Here is a 19,325-nt window from a genome sequence, read left to right as displayed (position 1 = left end):
CAAATGCCTAGCAAGGAGCACCATGAAACTCATCAAAATCGGCGTCGGCGGTCCCGTCGGCGCAGGCAAGACCCAGCTCGTGGAACGCCTGACCCGCCACCTCAGCGCCGAGATCTCGATGGCCGCGATCACCAACGACATCTACACCATCGAGGACGCCAAGATCCTCGCGGCCAACGGCATCCTGCCGCTGGACCGCATCATCGGAATCGAAACCGGCGGCTGCCCGCACACGGCGATCCGGGAGGACACGTCGATGAACTCGGCGGCCGTGGAGGAGCTGCGGCTGCGACACCCCGGCCTTGAAGTCGTGTTCATCGAAAGCGGGGGAGACAACCTCTCTGCCACGTTCAGCCCGGAGCTCGTGGACTTCTCGATCTACATCATCGACGTGGCTCAGGGGGAGAAGATCCCGCGCAAGGCCGGCCAGGGGATGATCAAGTCCGACTTCTTCATCATCAACAAAAAGGACCTGGCCCCGTATGTGGGTGCTGACCTCTCCGTGATGGAGGCGGACACCCTCGAGTTCCGCGGCAACAAGCCTTACTGCTTTACGAACCTCAAAACCGACGAAGGACTGGAACACGTCATCAACTGGATCAGGCGCGACGTGCTCATGCTTGACCTACGCCAGTGACGGGGGCGCCTGCGCCCGCACTCCCGGTGACCGGCGCCGCCGTCGAACTCGCCGGGACGCTTGCGCTCACCGTAGGGGTGCGGGGAGACCGCTGCATCGCCACGAGCCAGTACCATCAGGGGGCGCTGCGCATCCTCCGGCCGCACTACCTCGATGACACCGGCCAGGTCTGCTACGTGGTGGTCAATCCCGGCGGCGGGTACGTCGGCGGCGACGAGTATGAAATCGATATCACCGTTGAAACAGGGGCCCGGCTCCTGCTGACCACCCAGTCAGCTACGAAGGTCTACCGCACGCCAGAGACTCGCGCCGAACAGCGGACGCACATCCGGCTCGGCCCCAACGCGAGCCTGGAATCTGTGCCGGACCCGCTGATCGCCTACCGCGGGGCAACCTACCGGCAGGCCACGGTGGTTGAGATGGACAGCAGCGCCTCGCTGGTGATGGCCGAGATCGTCACCCCGGGATGGTCACCGGACGGTGCCCTGTTCGGCTACGACGAGATCCGCCTGCGGAACGAGATCTCGGTCGACGGGCGCCTGGCGGTGCTCGACAACCTGCTGATCCGCCCGCTGACCGGTGCCGCCCCGATAGACGGCATGGCCTTCCTAGAGGACTACACCCACGTTGGTTCCCTCCTGGTCATGGATGCCCGTGTGGACGCCGCACTGCTGAACGAGCTGCATGAGGAGCTGTTGCCGCTTGCCGTCGGGTGCAATCTGGGCATGTCACTGCTCGACGGCGGCCTGGCCGTCCGGGCCCTGTCCCACGCCACGGAGCCGCTGGACGCCGTCATCCGCGCCGGCATCGATTTTCTGCGCTTCCGCTGGCATGGCCAGCCCCGTCTCAACCTTCGAAAGTATTAAATGAAGGACCTCTTGAACCACCACGAGCGGGAAGCCCTCCCGACAGCCCGCCGGTTGGCGGTGACGTTCGCGGCTGTCGCCGCCCTCCATGTGGTGATGCTCGCGCTGCTGGCCGATTCGCTGCGCACCAACCACAACCCCGTGGTGTTCGGCCTGCTGATCACCGCGTACCTGGCCGGCGTGAAGCACAGCTACGACTGGGACCACATCGCCGCGATCGATAACTCCACCCGGCGCTTCGCGGCCCAGGGCCGCAGCCCGGTCAGCGTAGGCTTCGCGTTCAGCATGGGCCACAGCATGGTGGTTGTGCTTGCCGGGGTACTTGTGGTCAGTGGTGCCGGCATCATTCAGGACGCACTTAATGACGGCTCGTCCGTGAACATGGTTTTGAGCCTTACCGGGGCGTCCGTCTCGGGCCTGTTCCTATTGACCATCGGTATTTACAACGCTGCCGCGTTCCGACGGACCGCCCTGTTGTACCGCCGGGTCAAGGGCGGCGCGCCCGTCACCCGCGAGGAACTGGCGCCGACCGGGCTGGTGGCCCGGCTGCTCGACAAGCCGCTCTCCCGGGTTAACCGTCCCCGCGATATTTTCGTCCTGGGGTTCCTCTTCGGCCTCGGCTTCGATACGGCCTCCACCATTGCGTTCCTGCTCCTCACGGCGACCGCCGCCCTGGCCGGCATCTCCCCGGTCGCGCTGATGTCCCTGCCCTTCGGCTTTATGGCGGCGATGACCCTATGCGACACGGTGAACGGCGTCGCGATGATGAAAATGTACGGGAGCGCAGTTGTGGACCCCAGGCGCCGTATCGATTTCAACATGGTCATCACCGGTGTGTCCGCAGCCTCTGCCCTGTTCATCTCGGTCATCACCATCGCCGGCGTACTGCACGGGATGCTCGGGCTCACCGACCCGGTGACCACCTTCCTGGCCGAACTCGACCTCGGCCACGCCGGGCTGGTCCTCGTGGGGCTGCTGCTGTTCATCTGGGCTGCGCATACCTGGGTGCGCCGCGCCGGCGAAGCCCCGTCAGCCACAACGGGCGGAAACGCGCAGGGATAGGGCCCGACGGCGGGAGCGCCGCTTGGTCCGGCCAGCGGGACCGCTGGGTGGCGCTACTCGGCGGACGGCCGCCGGCGTTGCTGTTTCGTCGCTGACCGCTGTACCTTCGTGGCGAGGCGACGGCGGTTCGAACCCCGGGTGGGTTTGGTCGCCCGGCGGCGGGGGCCTTCGGGCGCCAGGCCTTCTCTTAGGAGGTCGGCGAGTTTGGCCAGGGCAGTCTCGCGGTTGCGGAGCTGGGAGCGTTGCTCGGAGGAGGCAACGGTGATCGCTCCGGTGACGAGGCGTGGTCCGAGACGTCTCAGCAGCATCTGCCGCTGGTCATCCGAAAGGGCGGCGGAGCCAGCTATGTTCCATGAGAGTTCGGCGCGGCTGTCCGTCGTGTTGACGTGCTGACCGCCTGGCCCGGACGAACGTGAGAACCGCCAGCGGAGTTCCGACGCGGGAATCGTGAGCGCGGGCGACACCTCCAGATCCATGCAACCAGCGTTGCACACTATGGGCCTGATCCAAGCCCCGAACGGCTCGGCGGAGGGAGGTACTGGCAGGCCCCTGATCAGCAGGGCCCTCGCTAGGACGGGGAAGACCGGGTTTTATTGAACGTGACCCCAGTCTTTGCCCTCAACCCGTAGAACGGAGCCAGCGTGACCGCCGTCGTATCCCCGATTCCCGCACGCGAGCAGGCAGTCGGCCGCCCCCTGGCGATTGTGCTCGGCCTGCTGACCATCTTCGGTCCCATCTCCATGGACCTCTACCTCCCGGTCCTCCCAGCCCTCACCGGTGAGCTGCAAAGCACGACGTCGGTGGCACAGTTGACCATCACCGCGTGTCTGCTGGGCCTCGCCATCGGCCAAGTAGTCGCCGGGCCGCTTTCGGACCGCCTGGGGCGGCGGACGCCGCTGCTGATCGGCGTTGTTGCGTACACACTTACCTCTGCGCTCTGTGCGCTGAGCCCAACCGTCGAGACGCTCATTATCGCAAGGTTCGTCCAGGGCCTGGCCGGAGCCGTGGGCATCGTTATTGCGCAGGCCGCCGGGCGGGACGTCTACTCGGGCGCCAAGCTGATTCGCTACTACGGCCGCCTTACGGTTCTCGGAGGACTGGCTGCCATCGTTGGGCCTGTCATCGGCGGGCAACTGGCAACCGTCACCGACTGGCGCGGAGTCTTCCTGTTCCTCGCAGCCGTCGGCGTCGCCGTCCTGCTGGCGTCATTGGTGGTCTTCCAGGAGACCTTGCCGGCGAACCGTCGGGTGACCGGAGGCCTCTCCCACTCAATCCAGGATTTCCGCCGGCTCCTCGCTGATCCGGTGTTCGTCGGAGCCGTGCTGATCACGGGTTTCACGTACTCGGCGGTCTTCGCCTATCTGAGCGGGGCAACGTACATACTCCAGGGCATGTATGGGCTCTCCCCGGTGGGGTACTCCTTGGCCTTCGGCCTGATTTCATTCGGCTTTATGGTCTTCGGATTCATCGCCGGCCGGCTTTCCGAACGGTGGTCCGAACGTGGAACCCTCACACTGGGTCTGATCATGACCGCGGCCGGTGCCTTGGGGCTGCTGGCGACGGCGCTCCTGCACCTGCCGCTGGTAGCGATCATCCTGTCACTGTTCACCATGGTTAGTGGGGTGGCCGTCACCAGCCCGCCGGCCACCTCACTGGCACTCAAGGATTATCCCGATATCGCCGGGACGGCCTCCTCATTGCTGGGGCTGGCCCGGTACGCCTTCGGCGGCATCGCCGCACCCCTGGTCGGCATCGGCGGCGCCAACGACGCCGTCCCGTTCGGGATAGTCGCGGCCGTTTCCGCGGCAGCAGCCGTCCTGTGCTTGGGGCTGGTGAGGAGGCGGCGGATCCCAAGTGTCCATGCCCGGACGTAAGTCACTCTTCGAGCGCCACTCCGCCAGCTCTACCGCGGCCAGAAGGAGAAAACATTGCGTGAGCTGATGCCTGAGCCGGTCTGTGCCGATGAAGCTTACGAACGTGGCGCGGTCACCAACTACGGATGGCTGTTGGCTGACTTGCTTCGGCGACTTTTGCGGTGTCAACGAACTGTTCGAAGCGGACGATCAGTCCGCCGCGAACGATGAAGTGGTGGGCCACCCGGACGTTCAGGGGTTTCCCGGTGGCCCGGTGCTTGGCGGTGTATCTGGCCAGGACCACGACGTTTTCGTCTTCGACGATGTAGGTGTCGTCGTGGGCGGTCCAGTCATCCCAGTCCCGGCCGAGGATTTCCATGACGTTTGATGTGACTCCCGCGGGTGTCCGGTAGGTTCCGGCGAGGGGGAAGCCTGCCATCTCCGTCCACTCGACATCGGGGGCCATGGTGGCGCGGAGCGCTTCGAGGTCACCAGCTGCTGATGCCAGGTACTGCCGGCGGACGACGTCGCGGGGCGAGGTTGAGGGGGCGGGCTCGGTGGTACCGCTCAGCCCCATGTCATTTCCCCCTTGGCGACCTTGGGCCCGATTTGCGCGGCAATGAGCATCCCGGAGTTCGGATAGCTTTCGATCAGGGCAGCCGTGACAGACGCCCCGTCCGCTGAGCGGGCGAGGATCCGCTCGAATTCCTGGAGGTAGGACCGGGTGTAGTCGATGCCCGAGGCGTCGTTGGCGGTTCCCGGCAGTCGGTGGCCTGCGATGACGAGCTCTGGTTTCAGAGCCTCCATCTGGTCAAGGAGCTCGATCCATGCCGAGCGCTTTTCGGGAGTTGCGGTGTCTGCGGTCCATACGTGTTCCTCCTGGAAGACCAGGACTCCACCGACGACTGCGTTCTGGCCCGCGTTGTACAGGTAGTGCCTGTCAGGGAGGGTCTCTGAGCCGCCCCGGAGTTCGAAGCGGTACCCCTCGAGGTCGATGGCGTCCGCGGTCAGGGGAGTGATCGTGGCAAGGCGCGTTGGAAGGTTGGCCCCCAACGCCGCCCAAGCCTTGAGCTTGCCCTCGTAGGTTGCCTGGATGTGTTCAATCACGATGGGGGTCGCCAGGATCGTGGCATTCGGGAACGCGTCGGCGATGACTTCCAAGCCGAAGTAATAATCGGGGTCGGCGTGGCTGATGAAGACCGTTTCCAGGTCCTTGCCGGAGTCCAAGACCGCCGCAACGAGTCGGTGGCCATCAGCCAGGGTAAAGCCGGCGTCCACGAGGAGAGCCTTTGAGGAGCCGGTAATCAACGTTGCTGACTTGTTGGGTGAACCTGCGGGGAAGTCGAGATCGAAGACCTCAAAATTCAGTGACATGCTGGTGAACCTTTCTCGGAAGTCCCCGGAAGAATAGCCGGGGCGAGTCGCGCAAGGCACGCTCACTCCATTCAACAATAGCTGACCAGTCAGCTATTCCCGAGGGTGGGCCAATAATAGTTACGGCATGATCGGCAGCTCCCGCGCGGCGTTTTTGCTGATCTTTTCCACGAAAGCCGAGAATACCTCGGCCTCCGCGGGCGTTAGCAGGTTGAGGAGATGCCGTTCGAAGTTTTCTACATGGCGGCTGCTGGCGCGAAGGAGCACGTCTTGGCCGTGTGCGGCGAGACGGATCACCTGACCCGGGCATCAGAAGCGGAGTTCTCGCGCTCGATCAGAGAAGTTCAAAAATCGAGTGACTGATGCCGAATTCCTGCTCCAGGTCGCGCCCCAAGAGGTACTCAAGCCGGTTCGCATCGTCGCTCACTTTCGAGGGCAGTAACGCCTCCCGACCCGGACATCGTGTTCCGATCAGGCTGGACCACCACAGCCTCGATTGCTGACATTTTGTAGGGTAATACGTTGCGTATCTCATCAGATGAATCCTGATCCAGAGCATGCATTAACTAGCCAGGCACCGCGAAAATCCGAACGCTCCATCAGAGTCGGATCAACGCAGACGGAAGGCGGGAGACCAGCCGACGCCACCAATGCAGGCCGGGCGTCACACCGCCCGCTCCACCGCCGCCAGGATCGCCTGGCCCAGTTCCACAGGTTTCGTGAACTGGGGCCAGTGGCCGGTGGGGAGGTCCACGTAGTCGACGTCGCGGATGCGGGCCAACTCCGCGGTGAAGGGGTGGCCGGCGTCGATCCATTCGGTGAGGAGCGACGACGGGAATTCGCACGCAATCACCGTGGCGGGGACCTCGTAGCGGCGGACGTCGTGCAGGTGCTGCCGGCCGTACGCCACGCCCTTGGGCTGCGGAATGGCGCGCGCCCGGAAGGATGTGCGCAGTTCGTCAGTGAGGTCCACCAGGTCAGCCTCTTCGAAGCCGTCCCACGGCGGCAGCGGCACGTCGTCGCCGTCGGCTGGCAGCTCATCGTTGATGACGCCGCCCTCGCCCAGCGGTCCGCTGTCCACGTAGATGTTCCGTGCCACCCGGTCAGGCCTCGCATCCGCCACGCCGTGGATGATCGCGCCCCCGCCGGAGTGCCCCACGAGGACCACTTTCCCATCGAGACCGTCAACAAAATTCACGACGGCGGCAATATGGTCCTGCAGGCTGATGCCCGCCCGGGGTGCATCGACGGATTCAAGGCCGGGCAGGGTTAGCGGGTGGGGGGTGTGCCCCGCCGCCGCCAGCGCCGGCGTCACCTTCTCCCACGACGACGCGTCCAACCAGAAACCGGGTACCAGGATGATGTCCATGACGGAACCCTACTCCGCGACCCCGGCGCTCGGTAAGGCACTAAGCAAGGCGCCGGGCAACACCGGGGCGGTCAGGCCGCCGTCGCGCATTACAGCGACGGCGTCGGTCAGCGGGACGAATTCCGTATCGTGGGTGACCATCACCGTGGCAACCTGGAACTCGTCCGTCACCTGGCGCAGCAGCCCGATGATCGACGCGCTGCGCGCGTGGTCCAGCGCCGCCGTCGGCTCGTCCACCAGCAGCACTTTCGGGCTGCCCATCAGCGCCCGGGCAATGTTCACCCGCTGCCGCTGCCCGCCCGACAGCTGGTGCGGGCGCTTGTCTGCGGACGCACCCAGCCCTACAAGGTCCAGTAGCTCACGGGCCCGCGAACGCGCGGCCTTCAGCGGCTTGCCGCGCAGGTGGTGGCCAATCATCAACTGCTCGACGGCGGTCAGGGACGCCAGGAGGTTGGGCTGCTGGAAGATGATGCCCACCGTCTCCCGGCGCAGCGCCGTCAGTTCCTTGTCCTTGAGTTCCGCGGTGTTGGTTCCATCAATGACCACGTCCCCATTGGTGGGGCGGACCAGGGTTGCGGTCACGGCCAGGAGGCTGGATTTGCCCGAGCCGGATGGGCCTACCAGCGAGACCATCCGGCCCGCCGGGACCTGGAGGCTGACCCTGTCCAGGGCCTTGACGGTTCCGCCGCCGTCCGGGTATTCGAGGGTGACGTTGCTGAGCGTCAGCGGGTGGTCGGGGGCCGAGCTGGTTCTAGGGGTGAGGGACGCAGCAGTAGTAACAGTCATGGGGGATTTCCTTTCGGGAGGTGAAGGAGAGGGGTTCAGTTGCCGCCGAGGGCAATCAGCGGATCGACGGTGGTCACCCGGCGGACTGCCAGCGCGGCGCCCGCCATGCCCAAGGCCACAATTCCCAGCACTGGAAGCAGCGTGGTGGCCGGCGTGACCAGGAACGGCGCGGCCTGGGCTGCAGCGAACCCGCCCAGAATTCCGGCCGTCCCGCCCAGGCCCGCGCCGGCCAGCAGCACGATGGCGGCCTGGGTCATGGCATCGCGCAGCACGTAGCCGCCGGACGCGCCCATGGCCTTAAGGACCGCGATATCGCGGGTGCGCTGCACCGTCCACACCGTCAGGAACGCCACAATGACCAGCGCCGAAATCCCGTAGAGGAACGCCTGCATCAGCAGCAGCGACCCGTTTTCGCTTTTGAAGGACCCCAGCGCCTGGAACGAACCTGTGCGGGAGGTGCTGACGGTGCGTGCCAGCGCATTGGCCGCCGCCTCGTCCGCTGCAGCCCCGTCCTGATAGGTGACCGCGACGACGGTGGCCACCGGCATGCTCCCCGGCGCGCTGCCGGCAGCCGGAGCCAGGTGCGCCACCTCGGCCCAGGTGGGCAGCGCCGTCCACACCACGCCGGTATGGGAATACCACTGGTCAGCCACGACGGCGGTAACGGTCAGTTCAGTGCCACCCACCGTGGCCGTGTCGCCGACGTTGAGCGACAGGTCTGCGGCGACGGTCGCGCCGATCACCACCGAGCCTTCCCGGACCGGCGACGGCGCCAGCAGCCCGTCCTCGGCGACGCCGAATACCGCCACATTAGCGGTGCCGCCATCGCCGCCCTGGAGGCGGGACTGGCTGATGCCCAGGGCCTCGGCCCTGGCCACCCCGGCGGTGCGCTTCCAGCTGTCCACCTGCGCCGCCGTCACTTCGCTTTCGGTGAAGGACGCCGCCGGCTGGTTGGTGCCCGGGGCGCCAAAAACGATGGTGTCCACCGGCTTGGCCTCAGCGCCGGAGCCCGCACCAGACCCGGCACCCAGCTTCCCGATGGCCGACGTGGACTGGTCGCCCAGCCCGGCGGTGAGCCCGGAGAGCAGCACCAGCAGCAGCGTCACCAGGGCTACCACGCCGCCCATCAGGGCGAACCTGCCCTTGGCGAACCGGATATCGCGAATAGCGAGAAACACGTTGTACTTCCTTCAGTGGAGGTGGAATTCCTTCTGAATCCACTCTCCGGCGCATCGGCCCGGCCCACATCGGGGACCTGGTTGAGCCGGGCGGGATAAAGGGCTGACCGGGTGGTCAACCTTTTGGTTGATCCGTACACCTCCGCCGGCGCATAAGCTGATGAAATGCCTGCCGCGGACCCACAGACCACCCCGTCGGGGGCTGCCATCCTGCGGTTCCTGCGGGTGACGCTTCACGTCAGTTTTGCCGTGCTGCTGCTGGTCGCCATCCTGCGGATCCACCTCGCGGACGGACCGGCCGACGGCGGCACATCGGTAGGGGCGCGACGCTACGCCTGGTCCGCGCTAGCCGTCGCCCTGGCCGGGGCATACCTCGCCGGCACCGTCCTGGAAAAACGCTTCGCCGCCGGCCGCTCCGGCTTCAACCCGCACCCCTACGCCGCCCCGTGGCTGGGTGTTGTTACAGCACTGTGGGGCATCCTCCTCGCAGGCAGCGCCGAATTTTCCTGGGTCGCGTTTCCGCTCTTCTTCCTCCACCTGCACGTCCTGCCGCGCCGGATTGCGCTGCTCACCATCGCCGCCATGACGGCCGCCGTGGTGGCCTCGCAGTGGGTGGCCAGCGGACTGCCGTCGCCCTCCCTGCCCATGGTCCTGGGACCGTCGCTGGGTGCCGTTTTCGCAGTGGTCACCGGGATCGCATACCGCGCGCTCTACGAAGAGAGTCAGGCGCAGCGGCTGGCCGCGGACGAACTCCGCAGGACCCGGGCCGAACTGGCCAGGACCCAGCACGAGGCCGGCGTCGCAGCTGAACGTGAGCGCCTGGCCCGCGAAATCCACGACACCCTCGCCCAGGGCTTGTCCAGTATCGTCCTGGTAGCGCGGGCGGCTGAGAAGTCCCTGGCCGGCGGCGATCTTGCCACGGCCGCCGAGCGCTTCGCGCTGGTGCAGCAGACGGCGTCGGAAAACCTCGCGGAGGCCCGCAGTTTTGTCCGCGGTCTCTCCTCACCCCAGCTCCAGGAGTCGTCGCTCCCGGAAAGCCTGCAGCGGCTCTGCGGCGAAACCGAAACCCTGGCCGCCGCCCGCGGAGACGGCCTCCGCTGCCGCTTCGAGCTGGTGGGCGATCCGGCGGAGCTGCCGCCGCAGTACAGCGTCACCCTGCTCCGGGCCGCCCAGGCCAGCCTCGCCAACGTCAGGCTCCACGCCAAGGCAAGCACCGCCGTCGTCACCCTCGCGTTCCTCGGGGACGAGGTCACCCTGGACGTGTACGACGACGGCACGGGCTTTGTGCCGGAAGCGCCGGGTTCCGGCGTGGCCGGCCGGGCGGACGGCAGCGGGTTCGGGCTGCGCTCGCTGGCTGCCCGGGTGGGTGAACTGGGCGGATCCGTGGACGTGGAGACGGCACCCGGCGATGGGACCGTCGTCGCGGTCCGGCTGCCGCTCATCGCCGGCGAAGCAGCGCCGAAGGGGGAACGGGACTGATGGGTAATCTCCGCATTCTCCTGGTGGATGACCACCCTGTGGTCCGCGCGGGCCTGCGCGCCATGCTCGCCGAATTCGAGGACTTCAGCGTTGCCGCCGAGGCAGCCGACGGGGATGCGGCGCTGCGCGAACTCGCGCGGCTGCGGACCCTGGGGGAGCGCGTGGACGTGGTGCTGATGGATCTGCAGATGGGCGCCGGGATGGACGGTATCACCGCCACCGCGGCAATCCGGCAGCTGGACACCCCACCGCCGGTCCTGATCCTGACCACCTATGACACCGAGGCGGATATCCTTGCCGCCGTCGAGGCAGGCGCCAGCGGCTACATGCTCAAGGACGCCCCGCCGGAGCAGATCCGCCAGGCGGTATTGTCGGCGGCGGCCGGCCAGACGGCCCTGGCGCCCAAGGTAGCCGCACTGCTGATGTCGCGGATCAGCAGCCCGGAAACCGCGCTCACCACCCGCGAGGTGCAGTTGCTGGAACTGCTGGCCACCGGCCTGACCAACCGAGCCATCGCCAAGCGGCTTTTCATTTCCGAGGCCACCGTCAAGACCCATCTGGTGCACATCTACGGCAAGCTCGGCGTGGACAACCGGACCTCCGCCATCGCCCTGGCCACGCAACGGCGGATCATCCGCCCGCCGGGCCAGTAACGGTGCCATACTGGGCGTTCATCGCTTCGTCGGCAGGGGAACTTCGGAAATGGTCCTGGATACCGCCACGCTGCGGGTCGCCTTCGGTGTGATGGCTTTGGTCCTGGTCTTACTGTTCTACTTTTCGGCCTACCGCTCCACTCGCTCGCCGTACAGCGGCTGGTGGTGCACCGCACTGGTGTTCTTCCTCGCCGGGTCCGCCGCTTTCCTCTTGAACGGAACCGGCCATCAGTGGTGGGCCAACACCCTTGGCAACGTCCTGCTGGTTCTCGGCGGAGTGGCCGTCTGGGCTGGCGCACGCTCGCTCCGGGACCTGCGGCCGCTCCGGTGGCTCTTCACGGGGCTGCCGATGGTCACGCTGGTGGCATCCGCCGTCGACAATCCCGGCACTAACGTCTGGGCCGGCGGTGCCGTCTTCCTCGCCGCGATGTGCCTGACCATCGGGCTGGCATCCCGGGAACTCTGGCGGCTGGAACCTGGCTATTCCCGCGTGCGCGTGCCGATGGCTGCCGCCGCGGCGGCGATGTCCGTGTTCTATTTCGGCCGGCTGGCGTACTTCGTGTTGGAGGGCCCAAACGGACGCACGTTCGCCACGTTCTTCGGCTCCGCGGGGACCACCTTGGTGACCATGGTGCTGCTGGTGGTGGTTTCCTTCAGCATGGCCGCCCTGAGCACCGAACAGCAGACCCGGGCCTTACGCATGGTGGCCACCCGGGACGATCTCACCGGCCTACTCAACCGCAAAGCCTTCCTGGACCTGGCCACCGAGCTGTTGGGCGACAGGTCCGTTACCCCGGGAACGGGCGCCCTGATCCTCGCGGACCTGGACAACTTCAAGGCAGTCAACGACACCCACGGCCACGCGGCCGGGGACCTCGCCCTGCAGGCCTTCGCTGGAGCGTGCCGGGACACCGTAAGGTCCACCGACCTGGCGGGCAGGTACGGCGGGGAAGAGTTCGTCCTCCTTATTCCCGGCGCCACCGCCGGACGGGCTGAGAAAACCGCGGAGGAGATCAGCCGGCGCCTCGCCCAGGTCCCCACAGCGGACGGACTGCAGATGCCCACAGTCAGCTACGGTGTGGCACTGTACGACGCCGGGACCTCCGACCTGGAGGACCTCGTCGCCGCTGCCGACCGGGCCCTCTACGCTGCCAAGTCATTGGGACGGAACCGCACCGTCCACAGCGAAGGCAACAATTAGTTTCCCTGCGCCCGGCGCCCTGCGCCTGAAGCGAACTCCAGGCGCAACGCCCGCGTAGGGTCTTCGTGGCGACCGCCGCGAGAGCACCGGGGTGCGAGGCCTGTAAAATTGAGTCAAATCAGACCAACATGATGAAAATGCCGGCGCCGGCTTGAACCTCGCGCCGGCATTCGTGCATCACAATGATCGGCAAACATGTCATTCAGGTTTTTTCCCAACAAACTCACGCCACGGGCCCTGTGGGCCGCGGTGGCCGCTGCCGGTGCATTGGTCCTGGTGGCCGCGGCAATGGTGGTGGGTTTGGGCTCTCAGCCGGACCCGGGCAGCCCGGCCGAGCAAGCGCTGGCTGACGTTGCCAAAGCGCAGTCCGAAGCCAAAGCGGCGAAGGGCCATTACGGCTCATTCTGGCTGACCGGGGGAGACCGCAGCCTGGAAGGCCTGGCGTATCCGCTTCGGACCGAGGGTCTCTCCGACCTCCGCGCCATCGAATGCGCCGACGGCTGGGTGGCCGCCGCCCGGGTGGGCGGGGAAGTCTACGCGCGCTCCAGCGTTCGGGACCAGGTGGCGCGGGCAGGCTCCGCGGAGATTCCGAGGCCCGGCTGCATCACGCCCGAAGCGGTGGGGGCCATGTTGTCCGACCTCGGCGCCGGCCCGGAGGTGCCGGCGCCGGCAGAGTCGGCGTTCGCGCGTCCGGACGGCGCCTCCGGATACCGGCCCAGCTACCACATCACGCCCCGGGAAAACTGGATGAACGATCCCCAGCGGCCCTTCTGGCTTGACGGTCAGTGGCACTACTACTACCTCTACAACTCCGGCTACCCCGGGGAGAACGGCACCGAGTGGTACCACCTCACCAGCACTGACCTGGTGCACTGGAAGGACGAGGGTGTGGCCATCGAAAAGTACAAAAACGGCCTTGGCGACATCGAAACGGGCAGCGCCGTGGTGGATCACGGGAACTCCGCGGGGTTCGGCGAGGACGCCGTCATCGCCGTCATGACCCAGCAGGACGAGGGAGTGCAGCGGCAGTCGCTGTTCTATTCCACCGATAAGGGGTATTCGTTCAAGGCCTATGACGGCAACCCGGTGATGGACAACCCCGGGGAGCAGCACTGGCGCGACCCCAAAATCATCCGCGATGAGGCCAACAACCAGTGGGTCATGGTCCTGGCGGAGGGCGAAAAGATTGGACTGTACGCCTCCTCCAACCTCAAGGAATGGCGCTACCTGTCCGGTTTTGAGCGCGAAGGCCTGGGCGTTCTTGAATGCCCCGAGCTCTTCCAGCTCGACGTTGACGGCGACCCGGCCAAGCGGACCTGGGTGCTCGCGGCCAGCGCCAACGGGGCCGAGGAGGGAAAGTCCACGGGCGTCGCCTACTGGACCGGAACCTGGGACGGCACACGGTTCACGCCGTCAGACGAGAAACACCAGTGGCTCGACGACGGCTCCGATTTCTACGCCGCCGTGACCTGGGAGGACCCCCGGCTCACGGAAAGCCAGCGCATGGGTTCCCGCCACGCCATCGCCTGGCTGAACAACTGGGCCTACGCGCGAAAGCTGCCCACGGACGACTGGCACGGCGGCACCGACACTATAGTCAGGGACATCCGGCTCAAATCGGTCTCCGGAAGACCAACGCTCGTCTCCACGCCCACCAACGCGCTGAAGTCACTCGAAGGCGAGACGGTCACTGCGGAGAACCGGAAACTGACTCCGGACGGTGCTCCCGGGCTGCCCGAGCTCCACGGCGGTGCCTACCGGCTTGACCTCACGCTCGAACGCGCGGCCGGGGACGACGGCTCCGAGGCCAAAGTGGAGCTGCTCGCCGAAAACGGGGCCTTCGCCACAGTGGGCTACGACTTCGAATCGGAAACCGCGTTCGTCTCCCGTGACGGCGCAGCCAAGGAAACCGCCGGACTCGGACCCGATTACGGCGCGGTCCGGCGGGCAGAATCCGCTCCCCGCGAGGGCAAGGTGCAGCTGACAATCTATGTGGACTACAGCTCCGTTGAAGTATTCGTCAACGGCGGCGAGAGGACCCTGACGTCGCTGGCGTTTCCCGCTGGCGCTCCCAAGGGCCTGAAAGCATCGACCAAGGACGGGACACTGACGCTGAAGTCCTTCAGTTACACGCCGATGGCCGCTGCTTCCTGAGCCGCTCCGCCCTGAGCCGCCCCGGCGCAGGACATCAGTTCAGCTTTCCCGCCAGCCGTTCCCGCATAACGACGCTGGCGGCGTTCAACCCGATCAGCTCCACGTCCCGACCGTGCCGCCGGTACTTCTCGGTCACGCCGTCGAGCACCGCGATGGTTGAGGCATCCCAGAGGTGCGAAGCGTGCAGGTCCACGATTACACGGCTGATGCCCGGCTCGGCGTCCAGGGCGTACTCGAACTGCGTGTACAGGTCGTTGGACGAGGCAAAAAACAGCTCGCCGTCCACGGTGTAGGTGGCCACGTTTTCGCCGTTAAGTTCGACCACGGTCCGCTCCACTGTGACGAAGTGCGCCACCCGCCGGGCGAACAGGGCCGTGGCCGCCAGCACTCCGGCCCCGACGCCGATGGCCAGGTTGTGGGTGGCCGATACGACTGCCACCGTGATCACCATAACGGCGGTCTCGGACCTGGGCATGCGGCGCAGGGTCCGCGGGGCGATGGAGTGCCAGTCGAAGGTGATGGCTGAAACGAAGATCATCACGGCCACCAGCGCGGCCATCGGGATCAGGCCCACCACGTCGCCGAGCACCACCACAAGGACCAGCAGGAAGACGCCGGCCAGGAACGTGGACACCCGGCTCCGTGCCCCGGATCCCTTGACATTGATCATGGTCTGGCCGATCACGGCGCAGCCGCCCATGCCGCCGAAGAAGCCGGTGACGATGTTCGCGACTCCCTGGCCCCAGGACTCGCGGGTCTTGTTGGAGCGGGTGTCAGTGATGTCGTCCACCAGCTTGGCGGTCATCAGCGATTCGAGCAGACCCACCAGTGCCATGGACAGTGAGAACGGTGCCACGACCTGGAATGTCTCCCACGTCAGCGGGACGTTCGGCAAGAACAGGGACGGCAGGCTCTCGGGCAGCTGGCCCTTGTCTTGGACGGTGGGGACGTCCACGCCTGCCAGCACGGCAAACAGGGTGAGTACCACGATGGCCACCAAAGGTGAGGGTACCGCCGTCGTAATTCTTGGCAGTCCCACCACAATCACCAAGCCGATCACCACCAGCGGATACACCATCCACGGCACGCCGATCAGTTCGGGAATCTGGGCCATAAACACCAGGATGGCCAGGGCGTTCACAAAACCCACCATCACCGAACGCGGGATGAACCGCATCAGCCGTGTGACGCCGAGGACCGCCAACAGGATCTGGAAAACGCCGGCCAGGATCACCGCTGCGATCAGGTGGTCCAGGCCGTGGCTGCGCATCAGCGGGGCGATGACCAGGGCGACGGCGCCTGTGGCGGCGGAAATCATGGCGGGCCGGCCGCCTACAAAGGAGATGGTGACAGCCATGGTGAACGAGGCGAACAGGCCGATCCGCGGATCCACGCCAGCGATCACCGAGAAGGCGATCGCCTCCGGGATCAGCGCCAGCGCCACCACAAGGCCTGCCAGCGCCTCGGTCTTCAGCCGCCGCGGCGAGCGAAGGGTGGCGCGGACTGATTGGAGCTGCTGAGGCGTTCCGGTCCGGGCATCGGGGGCGCTTCGTGCGGCCATGGCTGGGTCCAATCGTGCTCGTGAAGCGGCAGTGGTGGCTTCATTCTTAGGCGGGGAGGGGCGGCGGGACGCCTCATTGCGGAATAGGGGGCACGTCCGCCCCTACCAGTCTGGGGCACACGCTAAGCCAACTGCTAAAATGGCTGGGTTGTAGACCGGCCTATAGCTAGTCCAGCCAGCGCCGTAACGTAAGTAGGGGACCAAAAGACATGACGGCAGGCGGTTCAAACATCAGCACTTCGGAGAGCGTCCCCGGTCCGTCCAAAAAGACAGCGGCCGAGCTCCCGACTCCTGCCGCGCCCGCCGTAGCTCCGTCCACCAAACGCAGGGTGTTCATCGCCACCTGGCAGGGGTTCCTCGGCGCCCTCATGATGTTTGTGGGTTCTATCGGAACGGGCTGGATCGCCAACGGCTCACCCATGATCCGGCAGCCGGTGGTCATCGCGCTGCGGACCGAGGGCTGGGGCGTGACGCTGTCCACCGTGCTCCTGACACTGGGGGCCATGCTCCTGATGCGGTCCTGGCTCCGGCTGGGCCAGCGGCTGGACGACTGGGGCGAACACTCGCTGCGGTCGGTGGTCATAGCCATCTCCGCCTGGTCCCTGCCGCTCCTGCTGGCTGTCCCCATCTTCTCCCGCGATGTCTACGCCTACACTGGCCAGGGCCGCCTGGTCATGGAAGGCCAGAACCCGTACACCGTGGGAATCTCCACCCTCAACAACTGGTTCGCCCTCGGCGCGGACCCGGCCTGGGCCGAGAACAGGACCCCTTACGGGCCCTACTTCCTGTGGCTCGCCCGCGGCGTGGTAGAGCTGACAGGGGCGCAGCCCGACGTATCCGTTCTGCTGTTCCGCCTGATCGCCGGCGTCGGGGTCCTGCTCTGCGTCATTTACGTGCCCAAACTGGCCGAACTGCACGGCATCAACGGCGCCCGGGCACTCTGGATTGCGGTGGCCAACCCGCTGTTCCTGATCAGCTTCGTGGCCAGTGCCCACAACGACGCGCTGATGGTGGGCCTCGCCGTCGCCGGTGTCTACTTCGCCGCGACGAAGCGCTACCTGGCCGGAATCCTGCTGGTCACGGCCTCCATCGGGATCAAGCCGATCACCGTGCTGCTCCTGCCGTTCATCGGGGTTATGTGGGCAGGACCGGCCGCGTCGTGGACGCGGAAGTTCCTTATTTGGGGTGCGACGGCGGGAATCAGTTTCGCGGCGCTGGCCGTCAGCGGGATCCCGTTCAACCTCGGGTTGGGCTGGGTCTGGGCCATCATGGACCCGACGCCGGGGTACACCGGCTACTCGCCGTCAGGCTTCCTGGGGCAGCAGGTGGAGTTCCTCGGCAACGTGCTGGGACTGCCGGGCGGCACCATTGCGGACCTCTTGCGGACGGGCATGAAGTGGGCGGCGATCGGGCTGGTACTGCTGCTGATGTTCCGTGGCGACTACTCGCGGGCGGTCCGTCGGCTGGCTCTGGCGTTCACCGCCGTCGTAATGCTCTCGCCCATCATCCAGCCCTGGTACATCCTCTGGTTCCTGCCGTTCCTGGCCGTGACAGGTATCCGGAACGACTGGCAGATCCGGAGCCTCTACGTCGCCGTGACGTTCTTTGTCGTATTCGGCGCGCAGGACCAGCTCTCGGTCTGGTCCTTTGTGGAGCTTCCCATCGACGCGTCCTCCTTGGCGTTCGTGACGGCCCTGCTGTTCACGTTCTACCTGCTGGTCCTGGACATCCACACGCGGAAGCTGCTGATCGAGGGCAAACCCTCGGACTGGGCCCGGCGTGGCTGGCGTTGGGTCATGGACCAGCGCCGCAGTGACCGCTGAGGCACCCAGCTCCGCCAAAAGGCTCTAAACGAGCGGAATTAAGACGCGGCCTTGCGTCGGAAACCCAGGCGGTAGCCCAACCAGAAGACGGTCCGCGTCAGACGGCCTGCGGGACCGCCGTCGACTTCCGCCCAAGCTCCGCGGTCCGCTTCACCGACCACCACAGCAGCACTACCAGCAATACGTTGCGCGTGGTGAGGATGGCGGCCATGACCGGGTGGGCGTGGATGAGCGGGGTGTAGAACAGCGGATAGATCACAAACGTGGTCACGGCGATACCCATCAGCAGCGCGGCCGGCACCTTCCAGCGGTTCCAATCGTGGGTCAGCCCGGCGATGATCACGGGGGCCAGCCAGATAATGAACTGCGGGGAACCCACCTTGTTGAACACTATGAACGCCGTGGTCATCATCAGCGCGCCCTCGAGGAAGAGTTCTTCCCGCTCGGCGCCGCGGTTCAGTGCCCGGACCAGCAGGACGGCCGCCACCACGGCGGCGAGGATCAGCAGCGGCTGCATCAGGAACGCGGCCACGCTGGCGCCGGGGCCGTAGACCTCGGTGGAGTTGATGGCGGTGTTGTCCGCCATCTTGGACCCGGCGATGTTGAACACGCTGAGCCACACCCATGGCGTGGAGAACGTGGCTTCAAGTTGCATGCCACGTTCGCCCTGGTTGGTCAGGAAGTCCATGATGTGCGGCAGCCCGCCGGACAGGTACGTGCCCAGGCCCACGACGGCGGTGACCGCCACGCCGGAGGCCAGCACCTGGATCCGCTTGCGGCTGGCAATAACGATCGGCACCAGGACCGCTGCCGGCCACACCTTGAGCCAGGTGGCCACGCTCAGCAGGATCCCTGCCACGACGGGGCGTTCGGCTGCGTACAGCAGGGCAATCAGCACGATGGGGGCGGTGATTCCCTCCACCCGGGCGAAACTGAGGTAACCCATAAAGACGGTGAAAAACAGCCACCACCAGGCCGGAGCGATACCCTTCGCCTTCCGCGGTCCGCGGGTCAGGAAAGCAAGCCCGACGGCGTTGAGCGCTGTGATGATCAGGAACCAGCACAGGAGGTACAGGCCGGGTCCGGCAATGTTCGCGAGGAAGATCGGGATCTGCGCCAGCACCGGGTACACCCAGGGGCTGATCTTGCCGTCCAGGCTGTCCGGGTTGTAGCCGTCCATGGCCCACTGGCGGTACTGCTCGGTGTCGCTGAACGTATCGCCGTTGAGGAAGAACGATGCCATCCAGCCCAGGAAATACAGGTGGATGACGGCGAAGCCCCACCAGACGCTGGACGGACGGGCAAACCAGTCCACCACGCGCGCGGGCA

Annotated in this window: 17 protein-coding genes; 9 read left to right on the top strand and 8 right to left on the bottom strand. The window is 66.2% G+C overall.

Annotation, left to right across the window (positions count from 1 at the left end; genetic code table 11):
• The first annotated feature begins 22 nt into the window (after positions 1 to 22).
• Genes ureG through ACZY1F_RS15945 form a run of 3 tightly spaced genes read left to right on the top strand, consistent with a single transcriptional unit; the run spans position 23 to position 2,565 of the window.
• Positions 23 to 637: an urease accessory protein UreG gene (gene ureG / locus ACZY1F_RS15955; RefSeq protein ID WP_141138964.1), complete on the top strand. Its 615-nt coding sequence runs from the start codon at positions 23 to 25 to the stop codon at positions 635 to 637.
• On the top strand, positions 634 to 1,503 hold the full coding sequence (locus tag ACZY1F_RS15950) for an urease accessory protein UreD (protein WP_463942944.1): 870 nt from the start codon (positions 634 to 636) through the stop codon (positions 1,501 to 1,503). The genes ureG and ACZY1F_RS15950 overlap by 4 nt, the downstream gene beginning before the upstream one ends.
• On the top strand, positions 1,504 to 2,565 hold the full coding sequence (locus ACZY1F_RS15945; RefSeq protein ID WP_463942942.1) for a HoxN/HupN/NixA family nickel/cobalt transporter: 1,062 nt from the start codon (positions 1,504 to 1,506) through the stop codon (positions 2,563 to 2,565).
• Positions 2,566 to 2,618: 53 nt separating this feature from the next.
• Here the strand turns inward: ACZY1F_RS15945 and arfB are convergent, their stop codons facing one another.
• Positions 2,619 to 3,041, bottom strand: coding sequence for an alternative ribosome rescue aminoacyl-tRNA hydrolase ArfB (arfB, locus tag ACZY1F_RS15940; RefSeq protein WP_463942940.1), 423 nt, complete (start codon positions 3,039 to 3,041; stop codon positions 2,619 to 2,621).
• Between the two features lie 165 nt (positions 3,042 to 3,206).
• Here arfB and ACZY1F_RS15935 point away from each other — a divergent pair, with 165 nt between their 5' ends.
• Complete coding sequence (locus ACZY1F_RS15935; protein ID WP_463942939.1) at positions 3,207 to 4,439, top strand: multidrug effflux MFS transporter; 1,233 nt, start codon at positions 3,207 to 3,209, stop codon at positions 4,437 to 4,439.
• Positions 4,440 to 4,551: 112 nt separating this feature from the next.
• On the opposite strand, the gene ACZY1F_RS15930 is transcribed toward ACZY1F_RS15935, so the two are convergent.
• From ACZY1F_RS15930 to ACZY1F_RS15910, 5 genes are all read right to left on the bottom strand, one after another.
• The gene (locus ACZY1F_RS15930) at positions 4,552 to 4,995 is read right to left on the bottom strand and encodes a nuclear transport factor 2 family protein (protein WP_463942937.1); all 444 of its coding nucleotides are present in this window, start codon (positions 4,993 to 4,995) and stop codon (positions 4,552 to 4,554) included.
• Positions 4,986 to 5,792 carry an MBL fold metallo-hydrolase gene (locus ACZY1F_RS15925; RefSeq protein ID WP_463942936.1) on the bottom strand — a complete coding sequence of 269 codons (807 nt, stop codon included), beginning with the start codon at positions 5,790 to 5,792 and terminating at the stop codon, positions 4,986 to 4,988. The genes ACZY1F_RS15930 and ACZY1F_RS15925 overlap by 10 nt, the downstream gene beginning before the upstream one ends.
• Positions 5,793 to 6,456: 664 nt before the next feature.
• The gene (locus ACZY1F_RS15920) at positions 6,457 to 7,161 is read right to left on the bottom strand and encodes an alpha/beta fold hydrolase (protein WP_463942934.1); all 705 of its coding nucleotides are present in this window, start codon (positions 7,159 to 7,161) and stop codon (positions 6,457 to 6,459) included.
• A gap of 9 nt (positions 7,162 to 7,170) precedes the next feature.
• Complete coding sequence (locus tag ACZY1F_RS15915) at positions 7,171 to 7,947, bottom strand: ABC transporter ATP-binding protein (protein WP_463942932.1); 777 nt, start codon at positions 7,945 to 7,947, stop codon at positions 7,171 to 7,173.
• A gap of 35 nt (positions 7,948 to 7,982) precedes the next feature.
• Entirely contained in the window at positions 7,983 to 9,125 is a 1,143-nt protein-coding gene (locus tag ACZY1F_RS15910; protein ID WP_463942930.1) for an ABC transporter permease, read from the bottom strand.
• A gap of 165 nt (positions 9,126 to 9,290) precedes the next feature.
• Between ACZY1F_RS15910 and ACZY1F_RS15905 the strand changes: the two genes are divergently transcribed.
• From ACZY1F_RS15905 to ACZY1F_RS15890, 4 genes are all read left to right on the top strand, one after another.
• Positions 9,291 to 10,604, top strand: a complete 1,314-nt coding sequence (locus ACZY1F_RS15905) for a sensor histidine kinase (protein WP_463942928.1) — start codon at positions 9,291 to 9,293, stop codon at positions 10,602 to 10,604.
• On the top strand, positions 10,604 to 11,257 hold the full coding sequence (locus tag ACZY1F_RS15900) for a response regulator (RefSeq protein WP_463942927.1): 654 nt from the start codon (positions 10,604 to 10,606) through the stop codon (positions 11,255 to 11,257). Before ACZY1F_RS15905 ends, ACZY1F_RS15900 begins: the two co-directional genes overlap by 1 nt.
• Positions 11,258 to 11,306: 49 nt before the next feature.
• Entirely contained in the window at positions 11,307 to 12,458 is a 1,152-nt protein-coding gene (locus tag ACZY1F_RS15895) for a GGDEF domain-containing protein (RefSeq protein WP_463942925.1), read from the top strand.
• Between the two features lie 195 nt (positions 12,459 to 12,653).
• Positions 12,654 to 14,612 carry a glycoside hydrolase family 32 protein gene (locus ACZY1F_RS15890; protein WP_463942923.1) on the top strand — a complete coding sequence of 653 codons (1,959 nt, stop codon included), beginning with the start codon at positions 12,654 to 12,656 and terminating at the stop codon, positions 14,610 to 14,612.
• Positions 14,613 to 14,646: 34 nt separating this feature from the next.
• On the opposite strand, the gene ACZY1F_RS15885 is transcribed toward ACZY1F_RS15890, so the two are convergent.
• Positions 14,647 to 16,173 carry a SulP family inorganic anion transporter gene (locus ACZY1F_RS15885; protein ID WP_463942921.1) on the bottom strand — a complete coding sequence of 509 codons (1,527 nt, stop codon included), beginning with the start codon at positions 16,171 to 16,173 and terminating at the stop codon, positions 14,647 to 14,649.
• Positions 16,174 to 16,382: 209 nt separating this feature from the next.
• Here ACZY1F_RS15885 and mptB point away from each other — a divergent pair, with 209 nt between their 5' ends.
• Positions 16,383 to 17,996 (top strand): polyprenol phosphomannose-dependent alpha 1,6 mannosyltransferase MptB, encoded by a 1,614-nt coding sequence (gene mptB / locus ACZY1F_RS15880; protein ID WP_463942919.1) that lies wholly within the window; start codon positions 16,383 to 16,385, stop codon positions 17,994 to 17,996.
• A gap of 97 nt (positions 17,997 to 18,093) precedes the next feature.
• Here the strand turns inward: mptB and ACZY1F_RS15875 are convergent, their stop codons facing one another.
• Positions 18,094 to 19,314 carry a glycosyltransferase 87 family protein gene (locus ACZY1F_RS15875; protein ID WP_463942918.1) on the bottom strand — a complete coding sequence of 407 codons (1,221 nt, stop codon included), beginning with the start codon at positions 19,312 to 19,314 and terminating at the stop codon, positions 18,094 to 18,096.
• Positions 19,315 to 19,325 lie beyond the last annotated feature (11 nt).

The sequence above is a fragment of the Pseudarthrobacter xylosi genome, assembly GCF_055412765.1.
Note: the sequence above shows the minus strand (reverse complement) of the source record. Positions and strands in the feature narration are given on the sequence as shown.

Coding starts and splice junctions, on each gene's coding strand:
- ureG (WP_141138964.1), top strand. CDS start 23: ATGAAACTCATCAAAATCGGCGTCGGCGGTCCCGTCGGCGCAGGCAAG.
- ACZY1F_RS15945 (WP_463942942.1), top strand. CDS start 1,504: ATGAAGGACCTCTTGAACCACCACGAGCGGGAAGCCCTCCCGACAGCC.
- arfB (WP_463942940.1), bottom strand. CDS start 3,041: ATGGATCTGGAGGTGTCGCCCGCGCTCACGATTCCCGCGTCGGAACTC.
- ACZY1F_RS15930 (WP_463942937.1), bottom strand. CDS start 4,995: ATGGGGCTGAGCGGTACCACCGAGCCCGCCCCCTCAACCTCGCCCCGC.
- ACZY1F_RS15925 (WP_463942936.1), bottom strand. CDS start 5,792: ATGTCACTGAATTTTGAGGTCTTCGATCTCGACTTCCCCGCAGGTTCA.
- ACZY1F_RS15920 (WP_463942934.1), bottom strand. CDS start 7,161: ATGGACATCATCCTGGTACCCGGTTTCTGGTTGGACGCGTCGTCGTGG.
- ACZY1F_RS15915 (WP_463942932.1), bottom strand. CDS start 7,947: ATGACTGTTACTACTGCTGCGTCCCTCACCCCTAGAACCAGCTCGGCC.
- ACZY1F_RS15905 (WP_463942928.1), top strand. CDS start 9,291: ATGCCTGCCGCGGACCCACAGACCACCCCGTCGGGGGCTGCCATCCTG.
- ACZY1F_RS15900 (WP_463942927.1), top strand. CDS start 10,604: ATGGGTAATCTCCGCATTCTCCTGGTGGATGACCACCCTGTGGTCCGC.
- ACZY1F_RS15895 (WP_463942925.1), top strand. CDS start 11,307: ATGGTCCTGGATACCGCCACGCTGCGGGTCGCCTTCGGTGTGATGGCT.
- ACZY1F_RS15890 (WP_463942923.1), top strand. CDS start 12,654: ATGTCATTCAGGTTTTTTCCCAACAAACTCACGCCACGGGCCCTGTGG.
- ACZY1F_RS15885 (WP_463942921.1), bottom strand. CDS start 16,173: ATGGCCGCACGAAGCGCCCCCGATGCCCGGACCGGAACGCCTCAGCAG.
- mptB (WP_463942919.1), top strand. CDS start 16,383: ATGACGGCAGGCGGTTCAAACATCAGCACTTCGGAGAGCGTCCCCGGT.